This is a genomic window from Marinitoga arctica (genome assembly GCF_054657315.1).
The window spans coordinates 1-12,671 of sequence record NZ_BAAHYY010000030.1 but is presented as its reverse complement, the minus strand read 5'-3'; the positions used below and the strand labels follow the sequence as shown (position 1 = coordinate 12,671).

Genomic DNA, 12,671 nt, shown 5'->3' with positions numbered 1-12,671 from the left:
TTCCTCCTAAATGTATAAAACTTTTTTTACAGCATTTACTACTTTTTCAACAGATGGTTGTGCGGCAAGTTCTAATTTATGATTATATGGTAATGGAACATCTTCAGAGGTTACTAATTCAACGGGTGCATCTAAATAATCAAATGCTTTATTTGATATTAACCAACCAATATGAGATGCTACACTAACAAAAGGCCAAGATTCATCAACAATGACACATCTGTTTGTTTTTATCACAGAGTTTAAAATAGTTTCTTCATCTAAAGGTCTTATACTTCTTAAATCTACAACTTCAGCATCAATTCCTTCGGATTCTAATCTTTTTACACTTTCCATAACAATTTTTAATGGTTTTGAATAGGTTATTATAGTAACATCTTTACCGCTTCTTTTAATATCAGCTTTTCCAAGTTCAATAGTATATTCCTCTTCAGGTACTTCGCCTTCCCAAGAATACATCATTTCCCCTTCTAAAAAAATAATAGGATTATCATCTCTAATAGCAGTTTTTAATAAACCTTTCGCATCATAAGGTGTAGCAGGTGCTACAACTTTTAAGCCTGGAACATGTGCAAAAAAGGTTTGAGTAGCTTGTGAATGTTGAGAACTTAAATATTCTGCTGGACCATTTGGGCCTCTAAAAACTATAGGAACTTTAAATTGACCACCTGACATATATCTCATTTTTGCCGCATTATTTACAATTTGATCAAATGCTTGTAATGCAAAATTGAAAGTCATAAATTCTACAATAGGTCTTAATCCAGCCATTGCAGCACCAATTCCAACACCAGCAAATCCTTCTTCTGTTATAGGAGTATCTTTAACTCTTTCACTTCCATATTTATCGAATAACCCTTGACTTACCTTATATGCACCATTATATTGAGCAACTTCTTCACCCATTAAAACTATATTTTCATCTCTAGACATTTCTTCATCCATAGCTTCTCTAATAGCTTCTCTAAAAGTAATCTTTCTCATTATCTCACTCCCCTACAAATACATCTGTATATAATTCATTTAAATCAGGTTCAGGACTTTTTTCAGCAAAATTAACAGCGTCTTTAGCTATTTTTTTACACATTTTATCCATTTCTAAATATTCTTCTTCTGTAATAATGCTGTTATCTATTAATTTTTCTTTAAAAGAATAAATTGGATCACGTTTCTTATATTCTTCAAGTTCATCCTTTGTTCTATATTTTGCTGGGTCGCTCATAGAATGCCCTTTGTATCTGTATGTTCTGGCCTCTATTAAAAAAGGAGTACCAGATTTTGCAGATTCAATGGCTTCTTTTGTTATGTTATACATTTCTATTACATCCATTCCATTTGCTTGTTTTCCCTTCATTCCATATGATTGTGCCATAATAGAAAAATCATCTACAGAAGAAACTCTTCTATAATCTGTACCCATGCCATATTGATTATTTTCACATATGTATACTACAGGTAAATTCCAAATTTTAGCTATGTTTAAACTTTCATGAAAAGAACCTTGATGTATAGCCCCATCACCAAAATAACATAATACCACTCCATCTTCTTTTTTATATTTAATTTTTAGCCCAACACCGGTAGCTATTGGTATTTGAGCACCAACAATTCCATTTCCGCCAAAAAAATGTTTTTCATAATCAAAAAAATGCATAGATCCGCCTTTCCCCTTAGAACATCCTGTTATTTTTCCATAAAGTTCAGCCATTAAAGAATTAGGATCCATACCTGAAGCTAAAGCATGACCATGATCTCTATAAGCTGCAACAACATAATCCTTTTTCATATCCAAATTTGAAATTGACCCCACTGCAACGGCTTCTTCACCGATATATAAATGTAAAAAACCACCTATTTTTTTAAGGCCATATGCTTGGGCAGCTCTTTCTTCAAATCTTCTAATTAAAATCATTTTATATAGCATATCTTTTAATTTTATTTTTTCAATATTTTTAATTGACATAATTATTCCTCCTCAAAATTTGTACTAACTTTTATACCCTTCATAGTATCATAATAAACGGCTTTATCAATAATAGTTTCTAAAACTACAAAATCAGTATTATCTTCTAATTTCCAAACAGCTACTAAATTTCTTGAAAGTGTTTCCAAAGCTTCAGATTTAAAACCAGAATCTTCTATTATATTTATTCTTCCATATACATTAATTATTTCAGTTAATCCGGGATTTTGAAACATCCATTGAACTTTATCATTTTTTTTCAAGTCATTTATTTTTGGAAAATCAGATAATGTAATAGCAAAAATAGAATCTGATATATGGGATAATAATCCGGGTGACATCCAACGAGTTTCAGGATAATCATTTTTACCAATCCATGCTAATAATCCTGTTTTACTTTTTGAAATCAATTCATCAATTTTCAAAAGAATTTCTTTTTTGTTCATACTTACGCCTCCTAAACGTGTGAATGTAAATTATTTAAAATATTAAAATCAAATTTAACTTTGTTATTTATATATCCATTTTCTACAAGTAAAACCTTATTATCTATTCCGATATTAAATTTCGGTGTTTTTCCATATATCCATTTCCAAGACTTATGTTTTTTGATCAAACTTTTGTCTCTAAAATATTTTGTAGGAACTTTTTCGAATTTATATTTTAATTTTTTTGAGAAATTATTAATTATAGTGTTTTTTATAATGTCTTCATCAATACAAATATTTATTTCTTTAAGATTTATAACTTTCGAGGGCTTAGAAATAGTTGCGTGAGTTTCTATATTAGGATTTATTTTTAATATTTTTTTTATTTTTTTAATATTGGAGTTTATTAATAGTGTTCCATGATGTAAGAACATATCTTTTTTTATGCAAAAAGCTGAACCTGAAAATTTATATTCTTTATACATTAGATCATTTTTATAATTTTTGTATGCATTTATACTTAATGAATTGAGAGACTTTAATATTATTTCAAAGATGATATCACTATTTAATATTTTTCTAGGGGCTATTATAGAGTAATTTAGATTTCCTAAATCATGGAATACAGTTCCTCCACCAGAAATTCTTCTAGCAATATTAATATTTTCTACATTGTCAAAATTTATTTCTTTCCAAGGATTTTGATGCTTTCCAATAACAATTGAATCTTTTGATTTCCAAAAAAATATAAAAATATCATTTTGAAAATTGTTAATAATATATTCTTCGATAGCCAAGTTATAATAAATATTTGTATTTTTGCTATCAATCAATTTTAAATTCATATCAATTCCTTCTTTGTAATTATTTTAATTTTATTTCAATAAAATTCTACCATTTTTATCGGAATTAAAAGTTTCAAAAAAGTTACAAATATAAGCAAAATAAGTTAAATAAAAAGTAAGTTCAATTGCAAGGATTTTCAAATACTGATATCAAAGATGAAAGCAAAATTAGTGGAGTTGATATTATTTCAAATTTACAAGCAGATAAGACGTCTTTATTAGATAATTTTTATAGATTTTCTTTATAATATTGAACATAGAACAATTATAATCTAAAATTCAAAAAAATACTTTACTTTTTAAAAAATTTATAGTATAATTTTAAAAAAATATTTGGAGTGATTTGATGAAAAAAATATCAGAATATAGTTTTTCGTTTATTTTGAAAAATTTAAATAGCTTAAATTGGTGGTGGACGCCCGGTGGGTGTCTGCTGTTTTGCTATACTATATAGCATTAGTTAATTTTTTGTGGACAATCACCGGATATCCATTTTGGGTATCCGGTTTTTTTATTATAAAATGAAAGGGGAGTGTATATTATGAATAGAAAAGAAAGAGTATATTTGTCAGTAGAGGAGATGCCAAAATTTTGGTATAATGTATTGGCAGATTTGCCATTTCAACTTGATCCGCCTTTAAATCCTCAAACAAAAAAAATTTTAAAACCAGAGGAATTAGGTGCAATATTTCCAGAACCATTAGTAGAACAAGAAATAACTAAAGAGAGGTTTATAAAAATTCCGGAAGAAGTATTGGAAGAATATGCTATATTCAGACCATCACCACTTATAAGAGCATCAAATTTGGAGGAATACCTTGAAACACCTGCAAAGATATATTATAAATATGAAGGAGTCTCTCCTACAGGAAGTCATAAAACCAATACTTCAATTCCACAGGCTTATTATAATAAAATTTCAGGTACAAAAACGTTGGTTACAGAAACAGGTGCAGGGCAATGGGGAAGTGCTTTGTCTTATGCAGGGTTAAAGTTTGGATTGAATATTGAGGTTTATATGGTTAAAACAAGTTTTGAGCAGAAACCCATGAGAAAACATCTTATAAACTTTTTTGAAGGTAAAGTTACTCCAAGTCCAAGTATGGATACGGAATTTGGTAAAAGTATGCTTGATTTGGATAAAGATAATCCAGGAAGTCTTGGAATAGCAATAAGTGAAGCATTAGAAGTTGTATTTAAAAAAAATAATGCAAAGTATGCACTTGGAGTGTTTTGAATCATGTATTATTGCATCAGACAATTATTGGATTAGAAATAAAGAAACAATTTGAAAAAATAAATAAAGCACCAGATATTATAATTGGTTGTCATGGGGGTGGATCAAACCTTGGAGGAACAATTTTACCATTTATACCAGAAAGATTATCAGGGAAAGAAATAAAATTTCTTGCATGTGAGCCAAAGTCTTGTCCATCTTTAACAGAAGGAGAATATAGTTATGATAATGGTGATACTGCGGGAATGACTCCATTAATGATGATGTATACTCTTGGGAAAGATTTTATCCCACCAAAAATCCATGCAGGAGGATTAAGATATCATGGTTCAGCACCGATTATTGCTAAATTAAAACATGAAAATATGCTGGAAGCTGTGGCTTTTACACAGAATGAAACATTTGAGGCGGCAAAACTTTTTGCAAAACTTGAAGGCATAGTTCCGGCACCGGAATCGTCACATGCTATATCTGGAGCAATTAGAGAGGCAATTTTTGCTAAGGAGAATAAAGAAGAAAAGGTGATAGTATTTACTTTATCAGGTCATGGACTGCTTGATTTGACAGCATATTCATAAAATAAAAAACTCGGTATCTTATGAGAATTTAAGATACCGAGTTTAGCTTACTATTTCAGTAGTTTGTATTTTTTCTGCTTCTTCAAAACTTTTTCTAATATCATCTATTCTTCTTTTTAACAGTAAATTTCCACCTGTTAATTCTTTTTCTATTTTCTTTATAGCTTGACTAATAGTTGAATGATTTTTTCCAATGAATTTTGATATATCTTTGACTTTCATTTTTCCATAGTTTTTTAGCATAAAGGATAAAATTTGTCGAGCTTCTGAAATTTCTTTTTTTCTAGTTGGACTGAATAATTGTTCTCGCGTTAAATTATATTCTTTAATAACAGCTTCTAAAATTAGATTCTTTTTTAATACATGTAATGTTTCTTTTGTTTGTGGGATATTTTTCTTGTGTGCTTTTAAAGAGCTGTATAATTTTTTAACAGTTTCTATATTAACCTTTTCTCCTGTAACTTTACTATGAAAAAAAAGATTTAAAATTAATCCTCTTAATCTTCTTAGGTTATTATCGATATTTTCAACTAGATAAGTAACAACATCATCAGTTAAATATAATGAAGTCATTTCAGCCATTTTTTTAGCAATTTTTAATTTTGTTTTCTTATCTGGCTCATCCACATTAACGACCAATCCCATTTCAAATCTACTTATTAATCTTGGATGGAATGTTGCAAGTTCTTCAGGTGTCCTGTCAGAACATATTATTATTTGTTTTCCAAGATTAAATAATGTATTAAAGGTATGAAACAATTCACCTTGTGCCATATCTTTTCCAATTAAAAATTGTACATCATCAATTAGCAATATGTCTATTTTTTTTCTATATCTTTCTCTAAAATCATCCATTTTCTCTTCTCTTAAAGATTTCATTAAATCATTCATAAATTCTTCTGCGGTTACATACATAACTTTTAAATCTGGTGATGTTTCCATTAAATGATTTCCAATTGCATGAAGAAGATGCGTTTTTCCTAATGCAACATCACCATATATAAATAATGGATTATATTTTCCTGGATTATTGGCAACCTCTAATGCAGAATAATAAGCAACTCTATTTGCCTCTCCAATAACAAAACTATTAAAAGTATATTCTGGATTGAAATCAGAAAGCTTTAAAGGTCTTTCTTTTATTAAAGGTCCAGATTTTTTTTTAGTTGTTTGATCTGCAGGTATAAATGTAAATTCTGCAGTAACTTTCCTTGAAAGAATATCAGATAATGTATTGGAAACCAAAGATCCATATTTTCTTGCAATAAAATCCTTAACAAAAAGGTTACCAATACCTATTACAACTTTTTTATCAAGAATCTCTAGAATTTTGGCAGAGGTAAACCATTGTTCCCAGGTATTGTGGTTAATTTTTGATTTAAGTAGTTCTAATAATTCTTCATTTGTCACACCAATTACCCCCTGACCAAAAAATAAAAAGAATGTTTAGCATATATAGAATATCAGATTTAACATATTTAATCAAGAAAAATTTTTATGAACTTTGTTGAGATTTAAAACTTAGTGAAAAGAGTAATTAACTTAATTTAAATTGCATAAAAAGCAAATTATAGAATAATCCTAAATTTAACAATTTTAATATTTTTTTACTTTCATTAAGAAATATTTCTATTAAATAAGCTTTTTTTCTCAGTTTTGTGAATAGGCAAAAAAAGAAACAATTAACAAAATTAAAGAAATTTTTTAACAAATAATTTAATAATTTCTTCTAAAAATTGGGTATCTTCTATGGAAAATGGCTCTAATCTATGACTATCTATATCAAGCTCTCCAAAAACATTTCCGTTTTTGTCTATTATAGGAACAACAATTTCTGATTTTGTTTTTTCACTACAAGATAAATAATTTGTTTCTTTTGATACATCTTGAACAACAAAAGTATTTTGTGTTGCAGCAGCTTGCCCACAAATTCCACTACCGAAAGGTATTCTCACGTGTTCTGTTGGTTCTCCTAAATATGGACCCAGATTTAACATATTTTTATCTTTTTCATCAGTCAAGTAGAAACCAACCCAATTATAATAATCTATATTGTCATATAAAAGTTTTACAATTTTATTCATAACTTTATTAATGTCATTTGTATCGTATATATATTTTTCTATTTGAGATAATAATTTAGCAAAAAGAGCTTTCTTTACATTAATTGGATTATTATTAATAAAATCTAAAATCGCATTATCAATTGTTTTTTTGATATCTCTTTTATTTAAAAAATGATAAAAAGAATCAACTAAAATTACTGTTCCATAATATGTTTCAATATAGTAATGAGAATTTAATCCGAGAAGACCCATTATAAATATTACAAAATCTCCTCTTTTTAATTGATAATAATCTGAATTTCTAGATAAATTCATTACTATTTCTTTTTTTATTTCTAAAAAATTATTTTCCCAATCTTGTTTAAACATATCAAATTCTTTTCTAGAAATAGAGTTTAATTTTTCTTTTATTTTTTCATCAGTTAAATTTTCTTTTTTTTCATATTCACTAATTATTTTTGGTTTTTTTTGTTTATAGTCTAACCAACCTTCAAACCAATAAATCTTATCTTTATTTAAAATTTTTAGAAATTCTGGAGTAAAATCTTGTAGTATACTTCTCATAATTAATTCCCTCCTTTTAGGTATTTTATGTATTTTATCATTTTATTCTTACAAAATTTTTTAAATTATATTTGATTAATTATGTTAAAAATAGTATAATAAAAATGCGATATAAATAACAAAGTTTGGGGGGATAAAATGTCAATAGCAAAAAAACTTCATAAAAAAGCATTAGAAAATATAACAGATGATATCTACATTGAAGATTTTATAATTGGAATTGGCGAAACAGCTGTAAAGTTAAGTGATGGTAGAACAGGTTTTGTTGCTACAAATCGTGAAGATACATTAGGTAAATGCGAAGAGTTTTATAAATGTATGGGATTAGATGGAAAACCAGAAAGTAAGGCAGAAGTAGGTATGAAATTAAAAGATTTATTGGAAGTTGGTCTTTATTCAGGAGATCCTTTGTTAAGATCAGTAACATATGCTGCAGTAAATGCTATTTTTAATATAAATCCTGAGAGATTTATAGATGGAGATACATTAGAGCTAATGAAATTTAATAAAAAAGATATAGTTGGTATTGTTGGAGAAATAACTCCGTTTGTAGACGCGTTAAAACCAAGGGTTTGGGATGTCTTAATTTTTGATAGACAAAGGAGAACGGACTATGTTCTACCTGATTGGGCAATAATTGAAATGCTGCCTAAATGTACAGCTGTTATAATTACCGGAACATCAATAGTAAATGGTACTATAGACTGGATATTAAACTATGTAAACACTGATAGAATTGCTATTGCGGGACCATCTACAATAATGGTAGAAAATGTATTTCCAGTAAAAATATTATCTGGTTCATACATAGAAGATTCCGATAAATTATTTGATTTAATAAAAAAAGGAGCTGGCACTAGAACACTGTTTAGAAGTGGTGCAGCTCGTAAGGTAAATTTATTATCTTAATCAATTTTCTGAGAAAGTAATTTAGAATTTGAGTGAATTTTATGTAGATAAATTAAATATATTTATCTAATTCTTTTAAAGAATGAATTGTATCAGGATAATCTATATCCAAAGGCATTCTTTTTATTAATATTGACTTTATTCCATAATTATTACCACCTAATATATCAACATTATAATTATCTCCTATAAAAATTACATCATTTTTATTAAGTTGCATTTTATTTAATGTATAATTAAAGATTTTTGGATCCGGTTTGTATAACTTTGTGGAATGCGATGTAATTAGTATATCAAAAGGGAAATAATTTTTTTTCAAGCTAGGAATAACAAAATTATCATCTGCATTTGATAATATGGCAATTTTCAATCCTTTTTCTTTAAGATTATTTAAATAATCAACATCATCATAAGGCTTTAATTCTATAAATGTTTTATACATTGTTTCGATATAGTAATCGATAGTATTTTTAATGTTTAATTGCGTTTTTAGTTCTTTAAAAAGAAGCTTGTAATATTCTCTTTCAGGCTTAAAAGGTTTTAAATGATAATCCTTAAAATATTTGTTATAAGTGTCTCTAATTTTTTTTTCTAAAATGTCAACAGAATAATTGGTTTCTCTAGAAATAATTTTAGCAATTGGTAAAAATAAATGATTTGCATTTATTAATGTCCCATATAAATCAAAAATTACACCTTTAATCATTAAATCACCCCTCGTGTATAATATTTAAGAAAATATAATACAATAGAAAAATTGTTTTAAAAAAGAGATTCTAACTCTGAGTTATTATATAACTATAGTAATTCTGTCACCCCTTGTGTTTTTTTATATTATATCAAAAAAATAAGTTATCTAAATTTTTACTAAAAGATTATATTGCATGAATTAAAGTATGTTATAATGTAAATGAAATTTTGATAAATGAGGGAGGGAAAATGATGGTAGATAGACAAGAATTTTTACAAAAATTAATTACAAAGACTGATTCAAAAATAGTAATGTTAGTAATGGATGGTATTGGAGATACAATTATAAACGGAAAAACACCTCTTCAAGCTGCAAAAACTCCTAATTTAGACAAAGTTGCAACAGAATCTGATTTAGGGCAAACGATTCCTGTATTACCTGGTATTACACCAGGTTCTGGGCCAGGACATTTAGGTATATTTGGCTATGATCCAATAAAATATCAAATTGGTAGAGGTATTTTAGAGGCATTAGGTATTGATGTTGAAGTTGGTGAAAAAGATGTTGTTGCAAGAGGTAATTTTGCTACAATAGATGGAGATATAGTAGTTGATAGAAGAGCTGGAAGACCAGCAACAGAGGAATCAAAAAAAATAGTAGAAAAATTACAAGAAAATATTAAAGAAATCGATGGTGTGAAAGTTCAATTTTATCCTGGTAAAGAACATAGATTCGTTGTTAAATTAACTGGAGAAGGCTTAGATGATAGAATCGAAGACGCAGATCCTCAAAAGGAAGGATTGCCAATAAAATGGGCACATGCAATGCATCCAGAAGCAGAAAAAACTGCAGAAATATTTACAAAATTAATGAAAAAAATAAGAGAAGTGTTAAAAGATGAACCAAAAATAAATTTTGCTTTAATTAGAGGATTTTCAAAATATCCAGCAATTCCTAAATTTCCAGAAGTTTATAAAATGAAGGCTGCAGCTATTGCTGTATATCCTATGTATAAAGGATTAGCTAAGTTGGTTGGTATGGATATTTTAAACGTAGATGGAGAAACTCCAGAAGATGAATTTGAAACATTAAAAAAACATTGGGATGAATATGATTTCTTTTATATACATATCAAGAAAACAGATTCATATGGAGAAGATGGAAATTTTGATGCAAAAACACATGTTATCGAAATGGTAGATGAAGCTTTACCTAAATTATTAGAATTAAACCCAGATGTTCTTGTGGTTACAGGAGATCATTCTACACCTGTAGCTATGAGTGGTCATAGTTGGCATCCAGTTCCATTTATGATTAAATCGCCGTATACAAGAGCAGGTTTATCAAAGGCATTTGATGAATTTGAATGCGCAAGAGGATCAATGGGTACTATTTATGCTGTTGATTTAATGAGCTTATTAATGGCAAATGCAAAGAAATTAGAAAAGTTTGGAGCATAATGGAATTTTTTGTAAATTTATTTCTTAGTTCAATTGTTTTAATTCTTTTATTAAAAACAAAAATGATGACTACAGCCATAATATATATGGCTGTAGTCTTTTTTGTGTTTAAATACTCATTAAAAACAAAGATTATATTTTTATCTTTTTTATCTCTTTTATTTATATCTACTCTGAATACATATTCGATACCTTTAAATCATGAAGTTGGTATTTTAGGGAAAATTATAGATAAAACAAACAACTTTTATGTAGTTAAATCAGAAAAAATTTTTACAAAAAATTCGTGGAAAAACACAAAAGAAAAATTATATTTTTCATATAATAAATATTCTACTGATCCTTTTGAAATAGGGAATAAAGTTTATATTACAGGAAAAAAACTATATGACAAATTTGAAGTTGAATATATGGCAAATTCCTCAAAAAAAACTATTTTTTCTTTGCGGAATTATTTTAAAAAAAGAATATATAATAATTTTCCATTTGAAAATAAGGACATACTTTATTCAGTAGTATTTGGTGGGTTGAGAGGAAAAAATGCAGAAATTTTTAAAGATACTGGATTATTGCATTTATTCGCTGTTTCAGGATTTCATGTGTATATAATATATTCTTTCTTGTATTTATTGTATTCATTTACTCTTTTGCCTATAAATTTTAGAAGATTCATAACTATAATTGTATTATTTTTTTATTTAGCTGCTTCAGGTTTTTCTGATTCTGCAACAAGAGCAGTTTTTCTATTGTCAATAATAGAATTAAATAAAATATTGGGATTTAATATAAAATCGAAAAATATATTAGGTATAATCGGTGTAACAAATTTGTTGTATAATCCAGATGTTATTTTTTCTGTAGGTTTTCTAATGAGTTATTTTGCCGCATTTTCTATATTAGAAATTATAGAATATTCAAAAAATCCTTTTTTAATTGCAATTTCTGCGTTTTTAGCAATATTACCCTGGAATATATTGTTCTTTAATGGATTTTCGATACTCGGACTTTTCTTAAGTTTTATATTTGTACCTATTATATATTCTTTGATGCTTGCATCGTTAATATATACAATCACACCTTTACCTGTTATAATATCAAACATCATAAATTTTTATATACGCATTATAAATATTTTTTTACAATATATAAGGGAATTTATACCTTATATTACTTTTGAAAAAAATTCAAGAGTTATTTTTTACTTTTTTTCTTTTATAATATTGATTTTTTTTCATTTAATAATACATAAAAATTTTCAGAACAAGGAGGAATTTTAATGTCAGGAAAATTTATTTTAATAGTAGGTCCAATGTATTCTGGAAAAACTTCTGAACTTATATCTTTTGTTGAAATATATACTTTAGGTAAAAAGAAAATAAAAGTTTTTAAACCTATTATAGATGACAGATATTCTTCAGAATACGTTGTTTCTCATACTGGAACAAAGATTAAAGCTATACCAATAAAAGAGTCAAGAGAAATGTATAATTTTTTAGATTTTGATGAAAAAGCAGTTTTTGTTGATGAAGTCCAATTTTTTGATGAAGAGTTAAAAGATGTGATTTTAGATTTAATAAAAAGAGGTATTAATATCTATTGTTCTGGTTTAGATTTAACCTATAAAAATAATCCGTTTAATACAACTATATTATTATCAGCATATGCTGATGAAATTATTAAGAAAAAAGCTGTTTGTCATGAATGTGGTGAATATAATGGAACTATTTCTTTTAAAATTGTTGGGAATGGTTCGGAAATAGATGTTGGAGGATTTGAAAAATATATAGCTGTATGTAGAGATTGTTATGAAAAATTAAAAGAGGAAAAAACTAAATAAATTAATAGGACGTCCAAAAAGTCTAAAGGCCAAAAAAAATTAGAAATCTTCTTTAAAAGGAAAATTATGAAAAAGATTAAAAAGAACAATAAT

The 12,671-nt window shown here is 27.1% G+C and carries 12 protein-coding genes and 1 pseudogene; 6 read left to right on the top strand and 7 right to left on the bottom strand.

Features of this window, described 5'->3' with window-relative positions:
• Positions 1-6: 6 nt before the first annotated feature.
• Genes ACYQ44_RS08370 through ACYQ44_RS08355 form a run of 4 tightly spaced genes read right to left on the bottom strand, consistent with a single transcriptional unit; the run spans position 7 to position 3,236 of the window.
• On the bottom strand, positions 7-984 hold the full coding sequence (locus tag ACYQ44_RS08370; RefSeq protein WP_459996541.1) for a pyruvate dehydrogenase complex E1 component subunit beta: 978 nt from the start codon (positions 982-984) through the stop codon (positions 7-9).
• Between the two features lie 4 nt (positions 985-988).
• Positions 989-1,963: a pyruvate dehydrogenase (acetyl-transferring) E1 component subunit alpha gene (pdhA, locus tag ACYQ44_RS08365; protein ID WP_459996540.1), complete on the bottom strand. Its 975-nt coding sequence runs from the start codon at positions 1,961-1,963 to the stop codon at positions 989-991.
• A 2-nt stretch (positions 1,964-1,965) separates the two neighbouring features.
• Positions 1,966-2,409, bottom strand: coding sequence for a pyridoxamine 5'-phosphate oxidase family protein (locus tag ACYQ44_RS08360; RefSeq protein WP_459996539.1), 444 nt, complete (start codon positions 2,407-2,409; stop codon positions 1,966-1,968).
• Between the two features lie 11 nt (positions 2,410-2,420).
• Positions 2,421-3,236 carry a lipoate--protein ligase family protein gene (locus ACYQ44_RS08355; RefSeq protein WP_459996538.1) on the bottom strand — a complete coding sequence of 272 codons (816 nt, stop codon included), beginning with the start codon at positions 3,234-3,236 and terminating at the stop codon, positions 2,421-2,423.
• 125 nt (positions 3,237-3,361) lie between these two features.
• Between ACYQ44_RS08355 and ACYQ44_RS08350 the strand changes: the two genes are divergently transcribed.
• Together ACYQ44_RS08350 and ACYQ44_RS08345 are read left to right on the top strand one after the other, a co-directional pair.
• On the top strand, positions 3,362-3,484 hold the full coding sequence (locus ACYQ44_RS08350; protein WP_459996537.1) for a hypothetical protein: 123 nt from the start codon (positions 3,362-3,364) through the stop codon (positions 3,482-3,484).
• Positions 3,485-3,777: 293 nt separating this feature from the next.
• A pseudogene (locus tag ACYQ44_RS08345) lies at positions 3,778-5,051 on the top strand (TrpB-like pyridoxal phosphate-dependent enzyme).
• Between the two features lie 42 nt (positions 5,052-5,093).
• Here the strand turns inward: ACYQ44_RS08345 and dnaA are convergent.
• Both dnaA and ACYQ44_RS08335 read right to left on the bottom strand, forming a co-directional pair.
• Positions 5,094-6,461, bottom strand: coding sequence for a chromosomal replication initiator protein DnaA (dnaA, locus tag ACYQ44_RS08340; RefSeq protein ID WP_459996536.1), 1,368 nt, complete (start codon positions 6,459-6,461; stop codon positions 5,094-5,096).
• 281 nt (positions 6,462-6,742) lie between these two features.
• The gene (locus ACYQ44_RS08335; protein ID WP_459996535.1) at positions 6,743-7,681 is read right to left on the bottom strand and encodes a GAF domain-containing protein; all 939 of its coding nucleotides are present in this window, start codon (positions 7,679-7,681) and stop codon (positions 6,743-6,745) included.
• Between the two features lie 138 nt (positions 7,682-7,819).
• Between ACYQ44_RS08335 and ACYQ44_RS08330 the strand changes: the two genes are divergently transcribed.
• A complete protein-coding gene (locus tag ACYQ44_RS08330) occupies positions 7,820-8,590 on the top strand; it encodes a Rossmann-like domain-containing protein (protein ID WP_459996534.1) in 771 nt (256 codons plus the stop codon).
• 52 nt (positions 8,591-8,642) lie between these two features.
• Here ACYQ44_RS08330 and ACYQ44_RS08325 read toward each other — a convergent pair whose 3' ends face one another.
• Positions 8,643-9,296, bottom strand: a complete 654-nt coding sequence (locus tag ACYQ44_RS08325) for an HAD family hydrolase (RefSeq protein WP_459996533.1) — start codon at positions 9,294-9,296, stop codon at positions 8,643-8,645.
• Positions 9,297-9,532: 236 nt separating this feature from the next.
• Between ACYQ44_RS08325 and ACYQ44_RS08320 the strand changes: the two genes are divergently transcribed.
• From ACYQ44_RS08320 to ACYQ44_RS08310, 3 genes are read left to right on the top strand one after another with little or no spacing between them, the layout of a single operon-like run.
• Positions 9,533-10,741 carry a 2,3-bisphosphoglycerate-independent phosphoglycerate mutase gene (locus ACYQ44_RS08320; RefSeq protein WP_459996532.1) on the top strand — a complete coding sequence of 403 codons (1,209 nt, stop codon included), beginning with the start codon at positions 9,533-9,535 and terminating at the stop codon, positions 10,739-10,741.
• A complete protein-coding gene (locus ACYQ44_RS08315; RefSeq protein WP_459996531.1) occupies positions 10,741-12,018 on the top strand; it encodes a ComEC/Rec2 family competence protein in 1,278 nt (425 codons plus the stop codon). Before ACYQ44_RS08320 ends, ACYQ44_RS08315 begins: the two co-directional genes overlap by 1 nt.
• Positions 12,018-12,578: a thymidine kinase gene (locus ACYQ44_RS08310; RefSeq protein WP_459996530.1), complete on the top strand. Its 561-nt coding sequence runs from the start codon at positions 12,018-12,020 to the stop codon at positions 12,576-12,578. The genes ACYQ44_RS08315 and ACYQ44_RS08310 overlap by 1 nt, the downstream gene beginning before the upstream one ends.
• Positions 12,579-12,671 lie beyond the last annotated feature (93 nt).

Coding starts and splice junctions, on each gene's coding strand:
- ACYQ44_RS08325 (WP_459996533.1), bottom strand. CDS start 9,296: ATGATTAAAGGTGTAATTTTTGATTTATATGGGACATTAATAAATGCA.
- ACYQ44_RS08320 (WP_459996532.1), top strand. CDS start 9,533: ATGGTAGATAGACAAGAATTTTTACAAAAATTAATTACAAAGACTGAT.
- ACYQ44_RS08360 (WP_459996539.1), bottom strand. CDS start 2,409: ATGAACAAAAAAGAAATTCTTTTGAAAATTGATGAATTGATTTCAAAA.
- ACYQ44_RS08330 (WP_459996534.1), top strand. CDS start 7,820: ATGTCAATAGCAAAAAAACTTCATAAAAAAGCATTAGAAAATATAACA.
- ACYQ44_RS08370 (WP_459996541.1), bottom strand. CDS start 984: ATGAGAAAGATTACTTTTAGAGAAGCTATTAGAGAAGCTATGGATGAA.
- ACYQ44_RS08310 (WP_459996530.1), top strand. CDS start 12,018: ATGTCAGGAAAATTTATTTTAATAGTAGGTCCAATGTATTCTGGAAAA.
- ACYQ44_RS08335 (WP_459996535.1), bottom strand. CDS start 7,681: ATGAGAAGTATACTACAAGATTTTACTCCAGAATTTCTAAAAATTTTA.
- pdhA (WP_459996540.1), bottom strand. CDS start 1,963: ATGTCAATTAAAAATATTGAAAAAATAAAATTAAAAGATATGCTATAT.
- ACYQ44_RS08355 (WP_459996538.1), bottom strand. CDS start 3,236: ATGAATTTAAAATTGATTGATAGCAAAAATACAAATATTTATTATAAC.
- ACYQ44_RS08315 (WP_459996531.1), top strand. CDS start 10,741: ATGGAATTTTTTGTAAATTTATTTCTTAGTTCAATTGTTTTAATTCTT.